General features: G+C 59.2%; 20 protein-coding genes. 11 read left to right on the top strand and 9 right to left on the bottom strand.

Annotated features, from left to right (window positions below; translation table 11 throughout):
• Positions 1-39: 39 nt before the first annotated feature.
• The gene (locus QEG70_RS00205) at positions 40-258 is read right to left on the bottom strand and encodes a ChaB family protein (RefSeq protein WP_308719412.1); all 219 of its coding nucleotides are present in this window, start codon (positions 256-258) and stop codon (positions 40-42) included.
• 149 nt (positions 259-407) lie between these two features.
• On the opposite strand from QEG70_RS00205, the gene QEG70_RS00200 reads away from it, so the two are divergent.
• From QEG70_RS00200 to QEG70_RS00185, 4 genes are all read left to right on the top strand, one after another.
• Positions 408-878, top strand: a complete 471-nt coding sequence (locus QEG70_RS00200) for a zinc-binding dehydrogenase (RefSeq protein ID WP_308718788.1) — start codon at positions 408-410, stop codon at positions 876-878.
• Between the two features lie 89 nt (positions 879-967).
• A complete protein-coding gene (locus tag QEG70_RS00195) occupies positions 968-1711 on the top strand; it encodes a DeoR/GlpR family DNA-binding transcription regulator (protein ID WP_308718787.1) in 744 nt (247 codons plus the stop codon).
• Positions 1712-1724: 13 nt separating this feature from the next.
• Complete coding sequence (locus QEG70_RS00190; protein WP_308718786.1) at positions 1725-2795, top strand: oxidoreductase; 1071 nt, start codon at positions 1725-1727, stop codon at positions 2793-2795.
• Positions 2786-3289, top strand: a complete 504-nt coding sequence (locus tag QEG70_RS00185; protein ID WP_308718785.1) for a heme-degrading domain-containing protein — start codon at positions 2786-2788, stop codon at positions 3287-3289. Before QEG70_RS00190 ends, QEG70_RS00185 begins: the two co-directional genes overlap by 10 nt.
• Positions 3290-3416: 127 nt before the next feature.
• Here the strand turns inward: QEG70_RS00185 and QEG70_RS00180 are convergent, their stop codons facing one another.
• Positions 3417-4760, bottom strand: coding sequence for a PQQ-dependent sugar dehydrogenase (locus tag QEG70_RS00180; protein WP_308718784.1), 1344 nt, complete (start codon positions 4758-4760; stop codon positions 3417-3419).
• 48 nt (positions 4761-4808) lie between these two features.
• Positions 4809-5420 (bottom strand): NADPH:quinone oxidoreductase MdaB, encoded by a 612-nt coding sequence (gene mdaB / locus QEG70_RS00175; protein WP_308719411.1) that lies wholly within the window; start codon positions 5418-5420, stop codon positions 4809-4811.
• Between the two features lie 200 nt (positions 5421-5620).
• Here mdaB and QEG70_RS00170 point away from each other — a divergent pair, with 200 nt between their 5' ends.
• On the top strand, positions 5621-6523 hold the full coding sequence (locus tag QEG70_RS00170) for a LysR family transcriptional regulator (RefSeq protein WP_308718783.1): 903 nt from the start codon (positions 5621-5623) through the stop codon (positions 6521-6523).
• Positions 6524-6647: 124 nt separating this feature from the next.
• On the opposite strand, the gene QEG70_RS00165 is transcribed toward QEG70_RS00170, so the two are convergent.
• Positions 6648-7100, bottom strand: a complete 453-nt coding sequence (locus tag QEG70_RS00165; RefSeq protein WP_308718782.1) for an Lrp/AsnC family transcriptional regulator — start codon at positions 7098-7100, stop codon at positions 6648-6650.
• A 205-nt stretch (positions 7101-7305) separates the two neighbouring features.
• Here QEG70_RS00165 and QEG70_RS00160 point away from each other — a divergent pair, with 205 nt between their 5' ends.
• Positions 7306-7935: a LysE family translocator gene (locus QEG70_RS00160; RefSeq protein WP_308718781.1), complete on the top strand. Its 630-nt coding sequence runs from the start codon at positions 7306-7308 to the stop codon at positions 7933-7935.
• Between the two features lie 59 nt (positions 7936-7994).
• Here QEG70_RS00160 and QEG70_RS00155 read toward each other — a convergent pair whose 3' ends face one another.
• The gene (locus tag QEG70_RS00155) at positions 7995-8882 is read right to left on the bottom strand and encodes a LysR family transcriptional regulator (RefSeq protein WP_308718780.1); all 888 of its coding nucleotides are present in this window, start codon (positions 8880-8882) and stop codon (positions 7995-7997) included.
• A 99-nt stretch (positions 8883-8981) separates the two neighbouring features.
• Here QEG70_RS00155 and QEG70_RS00150 point away from each other — a divergent pair, with 99 nt between their 5' ends.
• Entirely contained in the window at positions 8982-9923 is a 942-nt protein-coding gene (locus tag QEG70_RS00150; RefSeq protein WP_308718779.1) for an AEC family transporter, read from the top strand.
• Positions 9924-9929: 6 nt separating this feature from the next.
• Here the strand turns inward: QEG70_RS00150 and QEG70_RS00145 are convergent, their stop codons facing one another.
• The gene (locus tag QEG70_RS00145; protein WP_308718778.1) at positions 9930-10832 is read right to left on the bottom strand and encodes a LysR family transcriptional regulator; all 903 of its coding nucleotides are present in this window, start codon (positions 10830-10832) and stop codon (positions 9930-9932) included.
• Between the two features lie 101 nt (positions 10833-10933).
• Here QEG70_RS00145 and QEG70_RS00140 point away from each other — a divergent pair, with 101 nt between their 5' ends.
• On the top strand, positions 10934-11695 hold the full coding sequence (locus QEG70_RS00140; RefSeq protein WP_308718777.1) for an SDR family NAD(P)-dependent oxidoreductase: 762 nt from the start codon (positions 10934-10936) through the stop codon (positions 11693-11695).
• A gap of 134 nt (positions 11696-11829) precedes the next feature.
• A complete protein-coding gene (locus tag QEG70_RS00135; protein WP_308718776.1) occupies positions 11830-12681 on the top strand; it encodes an alpha/beta hydrolase in 852 nt (283 codons plus the stop codon).
• A 267-nt stretch (positions 12682-12948) separates the two neighbouring features.
• Here QEG70_RS00135 and QEG70_RS00130 read toward each other — a convergent pair whose 3' ends face one another.
• Positions 12949-13311, bottom strand: coding sequence for a winged helix-turn-helix transcriptional regulator (locus QEG70_RS00130; RefSeq protein ID WP_308718775.1), 363 nt, complete (start codon positions 13309-13311; stop codon positions 12949-12951).
• Positions 13312-13426: 115 nt separating this feature from the next.
• On the opposite strand from QEG70_RS00130, the gene QEG70_RS00125 reads away from it, so the two are divergent.
• Together QEG70_RS00125 and QEG70_RS00120 are read left to right on the top strand one after the other, a co-directional pair.
• The gene (locus QEG70_RS00125) at positions 13427-14551 is read left to right on the top strand and encodes an alkene reductase (protein ID WP_308718774.1); all 1125 of its coding nucleotides are present in this window, start codon (positions 13427-13429) and stop codon (positions 14549-14551) included.
• A 16-nt stretch (positions 14552-14567) separates the two neighbouring features.
• Positions 14568-15938, top strand: a complete 1371-nt coding sequence (locus QEG70_RS00120; protein WP_308718773.1) for an NAD-dependent succinate-semialdehyde dehydrogenase — start codon at positions 14568-14570, stop codon at positions 15936-15938.
• A gap of 145 nt (positions 15939-16083) precedes the next feature.
• Here QEG70_RS00120 and QEG70_RS00115 read toward each other — a convergent pair whose 3' ends face one another.
• A complete protein-coding gene (locus QEG70_RS00115; protein WP_308718772.1) occupies positions 16084-17856 on the bottom strand; it encodes an AMP-binding protein in 1773 nt (590 codons plus the stop codon).
• A gap of 14 nt (positions 17857-17870) precedes the next feature.
• On the bottom strand, positions 17871-19118 hold the full coding sequence (locus QEG70_RS00110; protein ID WP_308718771.1) for an MSMEG_0569 family flavin-dependent oxidoreductase: 1248 nt from the start codon (positions 19116-19118) through the stop codon (positions 17871-17873).
• Positions 19119-19134: the final 16 nt, after the last annotated feature.

Below are 19134 nucleotides of genomic sequence, written 5' to 3'. Positions count from 1 at the left end.
CAGAGGACAGGCAGATGCTTCTGAAACACTACAGGTCCGTCAGGCATCATGCCGTGCGACCCAGACGTTACCGTCCTTGACGTATTTACGCTTCACTGCCGCCCACGCCACGCGATTGGCCGCTTCCTCGGGGTCTTCACCTTTTGCACCATATTCGGTCCAGGCATTGTTGAATGCGGCCCGGAAAATTTCCTGGGCATGGGTGGGCAGATGCAGACGGACACGGTCTGGCAGATCGTTGATTGATGAATAGGGCATCACGGCACTCCATTGGTCAGGATTTCATCTTTCGCGCGGAGACATCTCAGGTCATACAACGCCGGATCGGTTGCAATAACCTGTGCTGAAGCAGGTCAATCCAGACAGTTTTCGTGGTTCGCAGGCAGTTATACCGAAAATGACCTAGAGTGGAGGAAGTTGCCTATGCGCGGCGACGCAACGCCATGCCACGCGCACAATCCACGCTGAGATTATTCCAGAAGTCCGCTCTTGCAATAACTGTCAATAATCTTGTCGAACAGCGCAATATCCGCGCGACTTCTGGCCATAAGCTACGCACCAGACACGGCGGCAAAGATGGTATGGGTCCTGTGTCGTGGAAGGCATCGCTCGATGCGCTGCGCCGCTCTGGCACGCTCTGCTGGTTCTGCCCGGTGGAAATCACCAGCATCCCAAACAGCGTCAAGATCGGCTATGCGGTCTTCAGGAACCACGTCCCTACGCCGGACCTGCTGCACGCCCATTCGGCGCAACTTTTCAACTGGATCATCGAAGGCAGGCTGAAGGTCCACATCGGCGGCACCTACCCGCTGGCCGACGCCCCCCATGCCGGCATGGAAAGCTGCAAGACGACCGGCAAGTTCCTGCTGATTCCCTGAAAAAAGCCGGAAATCCGCCGCCCATAACCAACATTTGCGGTTTTATGCATTATATTGCGTTTTTGTGCGGCATTTGTTAGTGACCGCATATGAGCAAACTTTCACGGCAACATCGCCTGCTCGCCATGCTGACCGACACGGGCGAACTGCTCGTGTCCGAAGCGGCGGCGGCTCTGGGCGTGTCGGATGACACCATTCGGCGCGACCTGTGCGAACTGGAAAAGCAGGGGTGCCTTCACAAGACACACGGCGGGGCCGTGTCGATTAATCTTGGCGGCATGGCGCGCACGACACGCTCCAGCCTGCTGCCCGAGCAGAAAAAACGGATTGGTGAAGCAGCGGCGGCGGCCGTTCCGGCCGGGACCACGTTATTCCTTGATGCCGGCAGCACAACGCTTGCAATGGCCGAGGCACTGACAATGCCAGCAACGGTCATCACCAATTCGCTCGATATCGCCAGCCGGATCGAGGGACGCCCAGCACTCCGGCTGATTCTGGCGGGTGGGGAATGGGATTCCCGGCAACGGCTGTTCTCCGGTGCGGCCGCCCGGTCCGTTCTGGGCCTGTATCGCGCCGACATTGCCATCCTCGGGGCCTGCGCGGTCAGTGCCCGCGGATCGGTGACAGCAGGCGAGGAACGCGACGCCGACATGAAGCGGAGCATGATCGACGCTGCCAGCGAAGCCTGGCTGCTCGCCGATCATCTCAAATTTGGTCGTGTCGAGCCGCACAACGTCGCAGACCTGGCGCAATTCTGCCGTGTCTATTCGGACCGCTCCCCGGCCAGCGCCGACATAGGGCAGGCGGGGCCGGAATTCATCATAGCATCCTGAAGGGCATCGGATCATGAGCCAGTTTCCTCCCCTTATCCGCGTCGGCCTGATTGGCTATGGATTTGCGGGAAAGACATTCCACAAGCCCCTGCTGATGGCGGAACCGCGCATGCGGATTACCCGTGTCGCATCGAGCAACAGCGAGAAGGTGCATGCCGATCTGCCTGACGTTGCGGTTGACGCTGATCCCGCAGCACTCATGGCAAGTGAGGATGTCGATCTTGTTGTCATCGCAACCCCGAACGAGTGTCATGCACCGCTGGCACGACAGGCGCTGCTTGCTGGCAAGAACGTCGTCGTGGACAAGCCCTTCACGCTGACTCTGGCGCAGGCGCGCGAACTGGTGGCGCTGGCGGCCCGGCAGGACAGATTGCTGTCAGTCTTCCATAACCGGCGCTGGGACAGTGATTTCCTGAGCGTGAAGAATGCTATTGCCGGCGGACTGATCGGTCGGGTGACGCATTTTGAATCCCATTTCGACCGCTTCCGGCCCGTGGTCCGCAAACGCTGGCGCGAAGGCAACGAGCCGGGGGCCGGCCTGTGGTTCGATCTTGGCCCGCATCTGGTCGATCAGGCGCTGTGCCTGTTTGGCCTGCCTCTTGCCGTGCATGGCGACCTGATGATGCAACGTGAAGGCGCCCTGTCGGATGACTGGGCGCATGTGGTGCTGGAATATGACCGACATCGCGTGATCCTGCACGGCAGTATGCTGGTGGCAGGCGGGGTGCCGCGTTTCATCATACACGGCGAGAAAGGCAGCATCCTCAAACGCAGGCCGGACGGTCAGGAAGCCCAACTCCTTGCAGGCATGACACCCGGCGATGCTGGCTGGGGGCATGATCCCGACCCGCTTCTTGCCTACGGTGGAAATGGATCGGAACAGGAGATTCCGGCACTCATGGGCGATCAGCGGCGTTATTACGCTGGCATCGTGGATGCATTGACAGGGATTGGCCCGAACCCGATACCGCCGATTCAGGCACTGGCCGTGATGGCCGTTATCGAAGCCGCAAACCGCTCCGCCCATGAGAAAGCATCCGTCGGGCTGGATCTTACCAATGAGGAAATCGCCGCATGGCCATAGCAGATGACCTGCGCATGATCGCGCAGCAGGAACGCGAACTCGCCTTTGCAAAATTCGACGAGGCCGATGCATGGCAGCTCGGCCAGTTCCTGCGGGAATGGGGACAGACGAACCGGGCACCGATCGCCATAGATGTCCGGACCTTCAACCGTCCCCTGTTCTTTGCTGCCCTGCCGGGATCGACGCCGGACAATACCGACTGGATCCGCCGCAAATCCAACATGGTCGATCACTATCGGCGGAGCAGTTACGCAATCGGGCTTGAACTGAAAACAAAGGGCGTGACGCTAGAGGAACGCTATGGTTTATCGCTCCGGGATTATGCTCCCTATGGCGGAGCCTTCCCGATCGTACTGGACAAAACCGGCGTGATCGGCTCCGTAACCGTCTCGGGACTGGATCAGCGTGACGACCATATGCTGGTTGTCACAGCGATCTGCGCGTTTCTCGGGCTGGACGCGAAGGAATACAGCCTCGAAGCCGTCATGACCTGAGATACTGATCGCTCCAGATACGGGCCTCGATGACGCCGGTTCCTCTTTTTCAGGTAACCTTTCTCCTGATGCGTCAGTTCTGAACGGATCTAAAAAATGAGCCGGGTGCGGCCAGTCTGCACCCCACTCATTCGGCGGTGTTACCGGACACACGCCACACAACACCACCCACATCGTCTGCCACCAGCAATGCGCCCGACCTGTCAACCGTGAGGCCCACGGGTCGACCATGCACATGCTCTTCGTCGGTCGTCAGGAAACCCGTAAGTGCATCAACCGGCGGCCCGGACGGCTTCCCATCGGCGAACGGCACATAGATGACCTTGTAGCCACTCTTGGGGCGACGGTTCCACGATCCATGCTGTGCGACGAACAGCCCATGACGCCAGGCATCCGGAAGCCGGGTGGCATCCTGAGAGAAGGTGATGCCAAGGGAGGCCGTATGCGGGCCAAGCGCGTAATCCGGCGCAATTGCCTGTGCCACAAGGTCCGGTCGCTGCGGCGAGACCCGTGTATCAACATGCTGGCCGTAATAGCTGTAAGGCCAGCCATAGAATGCGCCTTCCTTGACCGAGGTGATGTAGTCGGGAACGAGGTCGCTGCCGATTTCGTCACGCTCGTTGACCACCACCCACAGGGCACCGCTCTCCGGCTCAAAGGCCAGGCCGTTCGGGTTGCGCAGCCCGGTTGCATAGGGCGTCAGCTTTCCCGTGTTCAGATCAAGCCTGTCGATCCGCGCCCGCCCCTCTTCGACGTCCATCCCGTTATCGGCGACATTGCTATTGGACCCGATGGTCACATACAGGAAACGCCCGTCCGGGCTGGCGAGCAGGTTTTTTGTCCAGTGATGGTTGTAGCCTGCCGGCAGGTCCACAACTTTGGTTCCCGGCGCATCAATCCGCGTATCACCTTCATGATAGGGAAAACGAAGGATTGCGTTGGCGTTGGCGACATAGAGATCATTGCCCACCAGCGCCATGCCGAAGGGCGAGTAGAGATGGTCGAGGAACACCGTGCGGGTATCCGCTGACCCATTGCCCTTTGTGTCGCGCAGCAGGATAATCCGGTTCGGGCTGGCCTCCCCCGCGCCAACCTTGCCCATCACAAACCCCGCAATGCGATTCTTGAGCGTCTGGACATCCGTTTTGGGCGAGTTGCTCTCGGCCACCAGAATATCGCCATTGGGTAACCGATAAAGCCATCGGGGATGGTCAAGCCCCTTCGCATAGGGCGCAACCGCCAGCCCCTGAGCGGGTGTGGGTACCTTTCCCTCCGCCCAACCCACAGGTGTCGCGACATTGACAGTCGGAAACAGGGTATGGTTGGGCTGCGGCAGATCTGGGTGCGGGCCTGTTCCTGCCGTCACGGGAAGGGATGCGGTTTCCGGACGCAGGATGAGTTCCCATGTCGCTGCACCCAGCACTGCAAGGCCGATCACTCCGGCACTCCCCCAACGTATCCATGTCTTCATGTTATTCTCTCGGTTCCATGTTACCCGGAAAAAACCCTGCGATTCGTGCTATGCTTCAGCACCGCCCTCTGGCAGGACAAAGCCAAGAACGTCTGCAAGATGGGCACGGTAGCGCGCGACGGTCCGATCAACCGCCGGTTCCTTCATAACGTTTGACGCAAGATACGTTGCAAGCGGTGCCATACCCAGAAACTGGTTCGCCTTGTGGAACGGGAAATAGACCGCATCAATCCCCTTCCCTTCAAAGAACTGTGCCGGATCGACAAAGGCCTCTTCCGGGGCGTTCCATGTCAGGGAAAGCATGTAATGCTTCCCCTGCAGCAGGCCGCCTGAACCGTATTTGCGCTCAGGATGCGACCGGCTGCGCCCATCATTGGCATAAAGCGTGCCATGACCGGCGGTGAAGACTTCATCAACATACTTCTTGACCGTCCACGGCGCGCCCATCCACCAGCCCGGCATCTGGTAGATGACCAGATCCGCCCACAGGATATTCTCGACTTCGGCCTGAATATCATAGCCAGCATCGATTTTTGTCTGCCGCGTGTTGAAACCCGCGTTCGACAGGAGTTCAAGGGCGGCGTCATGCAACGTGTCGTTCAGACGACCATGAGAATGGGCGAAAGCCTTGCCGCCGTTCAGAAGAAGAATGTTTTTCATCGTAATAATGTCCTGCAAAAAGCATCCCGGATATGCCTGCTCAGAATTCAGAACCATTGTCCGGAAGAATTTTCAATATGACGGCGCATCAGTGGTGCGAGCGGCATCTGTTCCCTACGCAACATGATAAACTTGACAGGCTTTGATAATCCGTTGCTTCTCCACAACACTTGTGAACCTGTTTCATCAAAGAGGTGCTGATGGATAACCGGATTGGCGAAATGCAGATGTTTCTGCGTGTCGTGGAAAGCGGCAGTTTTTCCGAGGCAGCCCGCCTGTCAATGACAACGCCCTCGACGATAAGCAAACTGATCGCCCGCGTTGAAACACGCCTTGGCGTACGCCTGCTCGAACGTTCGACACGGCGGCTTTCCGTTACGCCGGAAGGGCAGCTTTACTACGAGCGTGCTCAGGCGCTGATCGCCGAACTTGACGATATGGAACATGCGCTCACCACAGGATCGGTTCGGCCGGGCGGCACTGTGCGCATCAATGCTTCGGTGGCCTTTGGAGCGCTGGCGCTTGAGCCTCTCCTTCCCGAATTTTGGGATGCCTATCCGGATATCGTCATTGATCTGTCGCTCTCCGATGAACTGACGGACCTTTATCTTGACCGCACGGATATCGCCTTTCGGGTCGGACCGTTGCAGGATTCAAATCTGACAGCCCGGCGTATCGGCACGGCACGACGCAAGATTGTCGGATCGCCGGATTACCTGAGACGGTTTGGCACACCGCAGCGCATTGATGATCTGGACCAACACAAATGCCTTGGCTTCAATTTCCGGCGTGCCGCCCCTGTCTGGCCGCTGCAGGAGAAAGGCCGCATTACGGATCGTATCGTCCGAGGTCCCCTACTTGCCAATAACGGCGAGACAGTCAGACGGCTGACGCTACGGGGTGCAGGGCTGGCGCGGCTCGGCGACTATCATGTGCGCGATGACATCAAGGCCGGCCGTCTCATTGAGGTTCTGGCTCATGCGGACGCGCAGGACGAAGAACAGATCCATGCGCTCTATCTTGGCAGCAAACAGACACCCCAGCGCGTGAGGGTGTTTCTCGACTTTGTCATTCCGCGCCTTCAGGCGTATTTACGTGCCTGAATGTTGTGCATTCTGTCAGATCAGAACGGAAGAATTGATCTCCAGACGATGCTTTCAAGAACGAGCCAATATAATTGGCAGCCCGCTTCGCTTCCATCATCTCCAGCATGATTGGTGAGAGATCTTATGCAAAGCTTGCGTTCTTGACCTTCAGGAGAGGAATGTCGGTCTTCATACTTCGCACGCCTTTGATCAGCGCAAGGTATTCGCTCTGAAAACGTCTCAGTCCTGGAAGGTCTTCGGCGACAACGCGCAACTGGAAATCACAATCTCCCGCAAGGACATGCGCTTCCGTCACCTGTGGAAGTTTTCCAATTTCCTCGACAAAATGCTCGGACTGCCGTTCGTCTTCTCCCGTCAGCCATATCCTGACAAAAGCCGTCACGCCGAACCCGGCTTTTGCGGGATTCACAACGGCGACATATCCTTCGATAACGCCACTTTTTTCCAGCATCCGCACCCGGCGCAGACATGGCGAGGGAGAAAGCCCGACGCGCCTGGCAAGTTCATTGTTAGGGCAGCGGCCATCTTCCTGAAGAACGTGAAGAATACGCCGATCAATCGCATCCAGTTTCATTGGCATTTTATATCATGCATAAACATTCTGGCGCAATCATATGCCAGATATTGGCGGAAAAATTGGCATAAACGCAACCCCATATCCGCTGGTCCGCGCTATCCTGCCCTCTCTCGCGTCGCAGGAATGGTGATCCGGATCATAATCGGAGAGCATGAAACGCCGTGGGACCTTGTGAATTTTCTTCTAAAGCGACGCGTCTTCGATGATTTTGCATACACTTCTTGCCTTCTGGACGATCTCCATCCTCCTTGCCGCAACTCCTGGTGCTGACTGGGCGTATGTCATTTCCGCTGGGATACGTGCTCATGCCGCAGTCATTCCCGCGGTATTTGGCCTGTTTGTGGGATATATCGCCATTACAGGAACAGTCACTGGTGGTATCGGTGCGCTTGTGGCCAGCATGCCGCTTGCAGTCACCATTCTGACATTTGCAGGCGCGGCCTATCTCATAAAACTCGGCATTTCCCTGCTGCGTCATCCTCCCTTGCCGAAAGAGGGACAGGAACGGGAAACAAGCGCACGGCGCTGGATTACCAAAGGGTTCGCCATCAGTGGCCTGAACCCCAAGGCTCTTCTGTTTTTTCTTGCCCTTTTGCCCCAGTTTACAAATCCGGGTTCATCGTGGCCGATCTTTTTACAGATCGGGATCTTGGGCATCATTCACACAATAAACTGCGTATCCATCTATCTGATGGTCGGATTTGGCGCGCGGACAATATTAAGCAGCCGCCCCAGAGCATCCATCGTGACCGGCTACATATCCGGAGCGATCATGATTATGCTTGGTCTGGGTCTGGCGTCGGAAGACATCATGAAATTACTCTACTCATGACGATGGAATACGGATAGCGAAGATATTGGAAGCAGCCTCTCTGCATAGGTTACATGGATTTAGAGTAAAGCCCGCTGTATCGATTTCCCGATTTCCATGAATGTCGAGACTGCGGGGTTTTTTGTAGTAATCGGCGCGCGAAGGACAACGTCCAGTTGAGGCGCATTTGTCAAAGCCCGTGATATCAGTCCTGCCCCCAGTTCGGTACACAGCGATGCGGGGATAAGGGCTACGCCCAGCCCTTTTGCAACAAGCTGGATGATCGTGTGCTGCAACCGCGGTTCAAGCACGACATGCGGGACAATTCCCCTGGCCGAAAAATAGCTGTTGATCGCGGATCGCAGAGCCGGCGCCGTCGCGGCAGGTGCCGCGATGATCTTCTCCTCGCGGAGTTCCTCAGGGCCGATCTGGCCGACCGTGGCAAGGGGATGGTCCTTTCGCATGATGATGCGTAATCGCTCCCTGGCCAGCAGCACGGTCTGCAGGTGCGGCGCATATCCGCAGTCAAATGTTACGGCGGCATCCAGTGTTCCTGCCACCAGCATCTCATCGATTTCTGTCGGCGTGCGTTCATCAAGCACAAGGCGGACATCCGGCCTTGCCTCCGCATAAAGCTGCACAAGTTGCGGCACGACGCTGTGGGCGGCGTGCATCATGAATCCAAACCGCATCTCGCCTTTCATGCCGCTGGCAATCAGCCCGACATCCCGGCAGGCCTCCTCAAACTGCCCGAGCACGTTTCGGCAGTCTTTCATGAAGTGTTTTCCGGCTGGGGTCAGCGCCACATTGCGCGAGTTTCGTTCAAACAGCTTCACGCCCAACGTGCGCTCGATCATGGCAATCTGGCGACTGAACGGCGGCTGGCTCATGTTCATCCGCCCGGCGGCCCGACCGAAATGAAGCGTCTCCGCCAGGGCCATGAAATACCGCATATGCCGCGTGTCCATCTGATACCCTGAAAGCATTGATCGTGAACCATATGAGCATTGGATTATATCAATAGCCTCCGGTAGCGTCACGCTTTTGCTGACCGCCCGAGATCCCTGATGCTGAACAATCTGCTGATCGTCCTGCCTATCTTCGCCCTCATCCTTACCGGATGGATCGCACGCAAATCAGGCGCGCTGGGTCCCAATGCCACGCGCGAGGTCAATCGGCTCGTCGTCTACCTTGCGCTGCCCGCGGTGCTGTTCGACATCGTGGCGAATGCAAAAATGACTGATCTGTGGGAGCCGGGATTCATTGCGGCGTTCACGCTCGGCTGTTTTATCGTGTTTGCCGGGACGCTGTGGTGGCGGGTATCAACAGGACATCATCTTGCCGATGCCGCCATTGACGGACTGAACGCGAGCTACGCCAATACGGGGTTCGTCGGTTTCCCGCTCGTCCTGTCTCTTGTCGGCGATACCGGCATGGCGCCGACGCTCATCGCCACGATCGTGACGGTCTGTGTACTGTTTGTTATAGCGATTGTCCTGATCGAGGCCGGATTGCAGACTGAAGCACGACCGCGCGACATCGTTGCGAAAACGCTCTTTTCGCTGGTGAAAAATCCTTTGCTGGTGGCGCCAGCCCTTGGTGGCCTTGTCATGGTATCCGGTGGGCATCTGCCGGGACCCGTTCATGCCTTCCTGAAGCTTCTCGGCGGGGCTGCATCCCCCTGCGCCCTGATCGCCCTCGGTCTGTTCCTTGCCGGGAATTCGGCCGGTGGTGCGTCTGCACGCCCGTCGACTGCCGCCATTCTTGTCGGCCTGAAACTGATCGCCCAGCCTCTGGTTACGTGGATCATCGCAGCGCCCGTGCTGCACCTGCCGCCGGCGATGACACATATTGCCGTGCTTCTTGCCGCCCTCCCCACGGGAACCGGCTCGTTCATGCTGGCGGAATTCTATGATCGGGAGGCAGCCCTTACCGGACGGGTCGTTCTGGCCTCCACCGTGTTCTCGATTGCCACGATCTCGCTCTATCTCGCCTTCGCGCCCGCGTAGGGACGCTTACGCGCATTGTGGATGAAGGCGCGGGCCAATAATCTCCACCAGCCAGTCCACGAACACCCGCACACGCGGAGAAAGCTGCCTGTTGCTCGGGTAAAGCACAGAAACCGGCGTTGGCGTGGGTGGGAAATCAGGGAGGACTTCGATCAGCGTGCCATTTGCAAGGTCATCCTCAAGGCCATAGCGCGGCACCTGCACGAGGCCAAAGCCGAGCCTGGCCGCTTCGGCGCAGGTATCAACGCCGCCGACCAGCAGGCGTGCGGGAAGCGAGACCTCAATCACCTCCTCGCCGCGCATAAACTCCAGTGGCAGAGGCTGACCGGTGCGTGAGGATACGAAGCCGATCATCTGATGTCCATCGAGATCGTCAGGAGAGGCGGGCATTCCGTGCCGCGCCAGATAGGCCGGGCTGGCGACCGTCACCTCTTCCATCACACCCAGTGGCCGGGCGATCATGTCACTGTCCGGCAGGGTTCCGGTCCGGACCACGCAGTCCACCCCTTCGCGCACCAGATCGACAAACCGTTCGCCCTCGCCAACATGAACGGTTAGCGCCGGATGGCGCGCAAGGAAGTCCGGCAATGCTGGCAGCAGGGTCATACGGGCCAGACGCCCAATGACGTCAGCGCGCAACAGGCCGGCCACAGCGCCACTCGCACCACGATCGGCATCTTCAAGGTCCGCCAGGATCGCCACGCAGCGGCGATAATAGGCGGCCCCTTCCTCGGTTGGCCGGACGTGGCGGGTCGATCGGTGCAGCAGTCGGGTGCCGAGCCTCTGCTCCAGCGCCTTGATCGCAGCGGTCGCAACCGGGCGGGAGACGCCGCAATCTGCTGCCGCGGCGCTGAAGCTGCTGCGGTCAACAATGCGGACGAAGAGGTCGAGTGTAGCAAGCCTGTCCATGGGATTATTCCATGGCGCAAAACAATGCTGGCGGAAAGAGCGATCTTATCGAACAGGCGGCGTTGTGACCAAGATCGGTCCCTCATCAGATGGAGAGACCCATGCCAGACGCGAACACCATTGCCATTGTCACCGGCGGCAGCCGTGGACTGGGCCGCGCCACCGTTGAGGCTCTCGCCCGACGCGGCGTCTCGTCGATTTTCACCTACCACACCAACAGATCCGCAGCCGATGAGGTGGCCGAGAATGTCCAGAGCAGCGGCACCCGCGCGGTGGCCCTGCAACTCGACACCGGCGATACACACGCCTTTCCTGCCTTTGCCAATGAGGTCCGACGCGTGTTGGGCGAATGGGGAGCCGCGCGTTTCAATTATCTGGTCAACATGGCCGGTACGTCCCATGAGGGGCTGTTCGGCGAGGTGACCGAAGAGGATTTCGATGCCGCCTACCGCGTTCACGTCAAGGGTCCGTTCTTCCTGACGCAGACCCTACTGCCGCTGATCGCGGATGGTGGGCGGATCGTGAACATCTCATCCGGCCTGACGCGCTTTTCCTATCCCGGCTGGATTGCCTATGCCGCGATGAAGGGCGCGGTGGAAGTGATGACACGCTACATGGCCAAGGAACTCGGCTCCCGCCGCATTGCCGTCAATACGGTAGCGCCAGGCGCGATCCAGACCGATTTCTCGGGCGGCATGGTACGGGACAATCCGGACATTGCCCGCCATATTGGGGAGATCACTGCACTTGGGCGTCCCGGCCTTCCTGACGATATTGGCCCCATGATTGCCTCGCTTTTGTCCGAGGATAATCGCTGGGTCAACGCGCAGCGGATCGAAGTCTCTGGCGGTCAGGCCATCTGAAGGCTGGCCGTTCCACAAACGGAACGCCACAATGATATATGAGGCGGCTCGGAGACCACGTCTGGTCTTCGGACCATGAGCAATAATGGGCCTGGGCATTGGGTGAAATGATCAGAAGCAGTCAGCACAGGCCCATGCCGAACTATCTGTGCTGCACGATTATCGTGCTGGCTGCCTGCGTTCTCCTGCCATGCGTGGGATTTGCCGGTGATCGCACCGCACTAGGAATGACTGGCAACATTCCAGATCCGGGCATCACTGAACGTGTCCTGAATATACCTCTCCGTGCAGGCGGGTCTGTCCGGGCCATTTTCAGTTCCCCGGAACGGCCATTGGCAACGATCATCATGTTCCCGGGCGGAACTGGTGACATTGGCCTCGGGCAGGACGGGCACATCCGTCATGGCGACAACTTCGTCGTGCGAACGCGTGCCGCGTGGAACAGGCAGGGGTTTGCGGTTCTCATTCCCGATACAGTTGGCCGTCTCAATCTGCGCGGGCAGCGTAGTTCCGCGCATTATGCCCATCTTGTCGAGGATATCATCGCTTTCGTGCATAGACAGGACTCAGGGCCTGTTTTTCTACTTGGTACAAGCCAGGGTGCCATTGCTGCCGTCAATGGCGCAGCCCATGCCGCTTCAGGGGATATTGCCGGTGTTGTGCTGACTGAATCGGTATCCGTTATGGGCGGCAGCGGAGAAACCGTTTTCAGCGCCCATCCGGAGAAGGTGCAGGCGCCTGTTCTCGTTGTCGCCAATTACGATGACCGATGCAATGTTGCCCCGCCACAGGATGCAAAGCGAATTGGCGCGGCCATGACGGGCAGTCGTGAAGTCACCGTGTTAATGGTGGCAGGCGGCATAACCCGGTCTGAAAAGAAGTGTAGTTCGCTTACGCCACACGGCTATTTTGGCATTGAGGCAGAGGTCGCGACACGCATTAGTGCTTGGCTGGAGGCTACGATCCGGGCCGCTTCCTTGAAGTAGAACAGCACTCCTGTCGGCATACGGCGTGATGTCTTTCCCCCATCAGGCATTTCTTACGGCGGTAGCCAGCCAGGTCGCGACCGAGTAATCCGGCAATGTCCAGCCTCTGCCTGCTCACGTCCTGAAGGCGATCAATACTTCGGCGATAGATAATCACCAAATATCGTATTTCCCGAAATCTCGGGCTGCCTGATTATGGATTATTCCATCGCGAGGAAAGTGAAGCCAGCCGTCTCCTTGGTTTTTTGCAAACATTCTCAGCCAATCTCAATCAGCAGCTTTGTTCCGCTGGACAGAATGGGCATAGCGATCTCCCCACATCTTGAGCGCCTGAATGACCGGCTTCAGCGTCTTGCCCAACTCGGTCAGGGCATATTCCACATGCGGCGGCACCTCGGGGAAGACGGTGCGTGACACCAGGCCGTCGGCTTCGAGTTCTCGCAACTGGTTGGTCAGCATCCGCTGCGTGACGTTGGGCAGGCGGCGGCGCAGTTCGCCAAACCGCAGCACCCCGTCCTCGAACAGGTGGTACAGGATCAGCGCCTTCCACTTGCCCCCGAACAGTTCGAGCGTGGCTTCCACCGTGCAGCCGGGACTGCAGGCCAGCGTGGTATGACGGATGCGGGGCATGGTATCATTCCTGACACTAGTGGCGGTTTATGTGCGTTCTTGCGCACACCGCAGGCTGGGTCAATGTTTACATGCGGGCCGGACGGATGGCCTGCATTTGTAAACAGGGTTGATCATGTCTTCATCTTCTTTATTCGGACCTGTGCGGCTGGGCGACCTGTCGCTGGAAAACCGGATCTTCCTGCCACCTCTGACACGCTGCCGCAGCACCCAGCCCGGCGATATTCCCAATGCGCTGATGGCCGAATATTACGCACAGCGCACGCAGGCGGGTTTCCTGATTACCGAAGGCACGCAGATCGAACCCCGCGGGCAGGGCTATGCCTGGACACCGGGCATCTACTCCCCTGAACAGGTCGCGGGCTGGAAACTGGTCACTGACGCGGTACACGCAAAGCGGCGGCCCATCTTTGCGCAGTTATGGCATGTCGGCCGCGTGTCCCACCGCGCATTGCAGCCCGGTCATGAGGCCCCGATCGCTCCGTCGGCGGTTGCGGCAACAGATGTCAACGTATTCATCCCCACGGGGCCGGGCACGGGAAAACTGGTGCCACCCGACATGCCACGCGCACTGTCTATTCCTGAAATCCACGAACTGGTGGAGATGTATGCGCAGGCGGCGCGCAACGCGCTGTCCGCCGGGTTCGATGGGGTGGAGATCCACGCGGCCAATGGCTACCTGATCAACCAGTTCCTATCCGAACGGACCAATTTCCGCACCGATGCCTATGGCGGCAGCCTGTCCAACCGCCTGCGCTTCCTGCACGAAGTGGTGGAGGCCGTCGCCGCCGTCGTCACGCCCGACAGAATGGGCGTGCGGTTTTCCCCGCTGTTCAGCACGACCACGGAAGAACGCGTCTATCTCGGCCTGCTGGAGGACAATCCGGCAGAGACCTACACCGCAGCCGTGCGCGTGCTGGCCGAGGCAGGCATCGCCTATGTCTCGCTGGCCGAGGCCGACTGGGACAATGCACCCGAAATGCCGGACGCCTTCCGCGCCAGCGTGCGCGACATCTTTGGCGGCCGCATCCTGTGCGCGGGCCGCTACGACCTGCACAAGGCACAGCATGTGCTGGGCCATGGATGGGCGGACATGATCGGCTTTGGCCGGAAGTTCATCGCCAATCCGGACCTGCCCGCGCGGCTGGAACAGGGCTGGCCGCTCAATCCGCTGGACCCGGCAACGATGTATGGCGGCGGCGCGCATGGCTACACCGACTACCCTTTCCATAATCAATAAACAGGGAAATGTACCCATGAGTTTTTACCAGACCCTCAACCCGACCACGGAAACCGTGGAACGCACGTTTGAACTGCATACCGACGCGCAGATGAAGGCGATTGTGGATCGCGCGGATCATGTGTGGAAGACCGACTGGAAAAAGCGCGACATCGCGGCCCGCAAGGTCATCATGTCAAAGGCCGCCGACCTGCTGCGCCGCGACCGGGTGGCCCATGCGCGCCTGATCGCGACCGAAATGGGCAAGGCGCTGCCCGACGCGCTGGAGGAAATCGACATCACCGCCGATATCCTGTCCTTCTATGCCGATGGTGCGGCAGAATTCCTTGCCCCCACGCACCTGAAGGTCAAGGAAGGCCATGCAAAGATCATCAACCAGCCGCTTGGCCTGATCTACTGCATCGAGCCATGGAATTTCCCCTATTACCAGTTGGCCCGCGTGGCGGGGCCGAACCTGATGGCGGGCAACGTGGTCATCGCCAAGCACGCGCCCAACGTGCCGCAATGCGCGCTGGCGTTTGAAAAGCTGTTCCACGATGCGGGCGCGCCTGCTGGCGTCTATACCAACATCTTCCTCGACAATGACCAGTCGGCTGAACTGATCAAGGATGTCCGCATCCGTGGCGTCGCCCTGACGGGCAGCGAACGTGCGGGCCAGACGGTCGCGGCCGAAGCTGGGGCGGCGCTGAAGAAGGACACGATGGAACTTGGCGGCAGCGATGCCTTCATCGTGCTGGATGATGCGGACCTTGAACTCGCGGTCAAGTGGGCGACATGGGGCCGGTTCGCCAATAACGGGCAGGTCTGCACGGCGGCCAAGCGGATGATCGTGCATGAGAAGGTCTATGATGCCTTCCTCGCGGGTCTGAAAAAGGCGATCACACAGTTTCGCATCGGCGACCCGCTGGCCGAAGGCACGACCCATGGCCCGATGAGCAGCAGGAAGGCACTCGACACCGCACTGGCGCAGACCGACGAAGCCGTCAAGACAGGGGCGACGCTGGTGGCCGGGGGCAAGCGGATGGAGCGGACGGGCTTCTTCATGGAACCGACCATCCTGACCAACGTGGCGAAGGACAATCCGGTCTTCTATCAGGAGATTTTCGGTCCCGTTGCCGTCGTGCATAAGGTCGTAGGCGAGCATGAGGCCATCGAACTGGCCAATGACTCCCCTTACGGCCTCGGTGGTTCCGTGTTCTCGCGTGACCTTGGCCGGGCGGAACAAGTGGCCGAAGCGGTCGAGACCGGCATGATGTTCATCAACACGGCCACGGCCGCAGCCCCTGAACTACCCTTTGGCGGGATCAAGAATTCGGGATTTGGCCGCGAACTGTCCTTCCTCGGCATCGAGGAGTTCATCAACCGCAAGCTGATCCGCGTCGCCTGATAGGGGATGTATGTTTTCTGCCCCGGATAAAATCCAGTCAGGAGCAGAAAGAGAGATTCCAAACCCTGAGCCGACCCGGTTGATCCGCTCACACCGCATGTTCAGGCACGAGAAGATCCTCCAGCCCATTACGATACTGCCAACGTCAGGAGACCAGCAGGCGCTTCCGCGTGATCTTTCCGGACACGGTGGTCGGCAGTTGCCTGACGAAGCGGACTTCTTTCAAGCCAATCCAGCGCCCGAGGACTTCGTTGACCCGCGCAACGATTTCCTCGGAAGAAGGCGCGCATTCCGCTTCGGGATCTGGAACCACATAAGCGACAGGTCGCTGCCCTCGCAGTTCGTCCGGAATTGCAACTACGGCACACGCATGAACGGCTGGATGGGTGGCGATGATCTTTTCGATCTGCACGCCCGAAATCCGCCGTCCTGCGACCTTGATGACATCATCGGAACGCCCGAGCATATGCACGGTGCGACTAGCCTCGATCATGCCTTCGTCAAAGGTGCGATAATACTGGCCGGTCTCGTCCAGATAAGCTGCAGGAACATGGATCGCCCCTTCTTTCCACACTCCTGCCAGACAGCCGGGCGGCAGCGGCAGCGAAAGGACAATCTCGCCGCACTGTTCACCGGGTATGGACGGCACAATTTCCGGGCGAAATCCCGGTGCAGGCCGCCCAATGTCGTTCATGAGCGAGACCGGCTCGCGCTCGGGCAGGCCAAAAAAATGAGCGGTGATGCTCCACCCCGTTTCAGTCTGCCACCAGTGATTGACCACGGGTTTGCAAAAATAGGATCGTGCCCACTCCAGCAATGTCGGATCCGCATATTCCCCAGCCACGAAAATGCGGGCAAGTGCTGGCAGGATGGCCCCTGACAGGTTGCGGCTTTCCTGCCGCATGAGGCGCATCTGGGTGGGTGTGGTGAACAGGCATTTCACCTCGTGCTCATGGCAAAGCGCGCGGATAGCGGAAGCCGATGCGCCGCCTTCCACGATCACGCTGGTGCAGCCGCTGATCAGCGGCGCATAGACGCCGTAGGAATGGCCAACCACCCAGCCCAGGTCCGATGTGGTGAAGAACGTATCGCCGGGTTTGCAGCCATAGATCAGCTCCATGGACAGGGCGAGGGCCACAGCATGCCCGCCATTGTCACGCACAATGCCTTTCGCATGCCCCGTCGTGCCGGACGTGTGAAGAATATACAGGGGATCTTCGGAGCGCAGCGTGACCGGCTCTGCCGGTGCGGACTGTTCCAACGTGCGAAAATCATGATCCCGCACTGGCAGAAGCGATGCCGGACAGGCTTCTCGCTGCACGATCACGCAGGCCTGTGGTCTGTGCGTCGTTTTGGCCAGCGCCTCATTCAGGGCAGGTGCGGATGGAATGGGCGTCTGCCCCTGAAAGCTGCAACTGGCAATGATGATGACCTTCGGTGCTGCGTCATCAATCCGTCGTGCCAGTTCAGGCCCGGCGTAACCGGCGAAAACCACCACATGCACGGCGCCGATCCGCGCACAGGCCAGCATGGCGATGGCCGTCTCGATCATGGTCGGCATGGCGATCAGGACGCGGTCGCCCTGCCCTACCCCCAGCGCGCGCAGGCCACCGGCAAACCGGGCCACCCTGTCCTGTAGTTCCCGGTAGGTTACCACCTGCCGTTCCTTTGTGGCGCAGGAATGCCAGATCAATGCTGCCTGTTCACCGCGACCATTTTCAACATGTCGGTCCACGGCGTTATGGCAGGTATTAAGCGTGGCGTCGGGAAACCAGTCATGCCAGCCATCCGCCCGCGCCCTGCATGCGCTCACAGGTACCTGCTTCCATGTGATGCGTTGCGCCGCAGCCAGCCAGAACTGTTCTGGCTGGTTCCGTGCCGCATCATACATTGCCTCATATGTTGTCCATGGAAGCATGGCGGTTACTCCGTTCAGGCTACAGACACGTCTTTGCCGGTGATCTGGCTGGCCAGCCACGCGGCATCGCGCGAAACGCCTGAGAACCGTCCCGATCCCCAGGTGTGCAGCCATGGCAGGCCGAGGAAGTAGAAGCCCGGCGCATCGGTCACGCCGCGATGCCAGACCGGCTTGTTGGCCCCATTGAAGACCGGCACGTCGATCCAGCGATAGTTCGGGCGGAAGCCGATGCACCAGAGGATCGAAGTGATCCCGGCAGCCTTCAGGTCGAGCGGGGTGTTACTGCCATCGGGCTCCCACACAGGCACATAAGGGGCTTCGGTCGGAGCCGTGATCCCTTCACGGGCGATGTAGGCGTCAATGGATTTCTTGATGTCGGCATTGGTCTTGTCCGCATCATCAAGGTTTTCCGCAAGATCCGGCGCGAAGTGCGCCACCTCGTCACGGATTGTCTCCAACGTGCCGTGCAGGCCCACGCCTTCCTTCGCGAACTTGCGCAGATCAAGGTCATGTCCGCCATTTCGGCCCGTGACATAATGATTGGTCTTGTCGCGTGCGCCGTCACGCAGGGGGTGATTATCCACCGTCAGGTCGTAGAAGTACATGTCCGCAAGCCAGTCCACAACATCACGGCCACGGTAGAAGCGCGAGACGCGCGGGGCGGAGCCGACACAGAGATGGACCTTGCGTTTTTCAAGGAACAGGTCCTCGACAATCTGCGCGCCGGACTGGCCGCTGCCCACGACCAGAACCGCGCCTTCAGGCAACTGGGCTGCGTTGCGATAATCCTGCGAATGAACCTGATGAATGGCGGGGTCGATGCCGCTGGCATAACCGGGGATGACCGCGTCCTGATATGCGCCGGATGCGATAACAACATGTTTCGCGTGCCACGTCTCACCACCTGCTACCACGCGATAGCCACCACCTTCATGGCGGGTGATGGAGGTGACGGCCGTGTGTTCACGCAGGGGCGGGTTGAAGGAGGCAACAAATCCCTTCACGTAGTCAATAATTTCCTGCTTCACCATGAAGCCGTGCGGGTCTTTCCCCTTGTAGGGATGACCGGGAAGTTCGCACTGCCAGTTCGGTGTGACCAGGCAGAAATTGTCCCAGCGCTCATCATCCCACGAATGGCAGGCGGTCTTTGCCTCAAAGACGATGTGCTCCACCTTCTCGCGGCAGAGATACCAGCTCATGGAGAGCCCGGCCTGTCCGCCACCCACGATGATGACGGGGATGCTTTTCTCGTTCTGTGTCATGGTCGTTCTTTTCGTC

This window comes from Komagataeibacter xylinus (genome assembly GCF_031081985.1).
In the GTDB taxonomy this organism is placed as follows: domain Bacteria; phylum Pseudomonadota; class Alphaproteobacteria; order Acetobacterales; family Acetobacteraceae; genus Komagataeibacter; species Komagataeibacter xylinus_E.
This window is presented reverse-complemented; position numbering and strand designations above follow the sequence as displayed.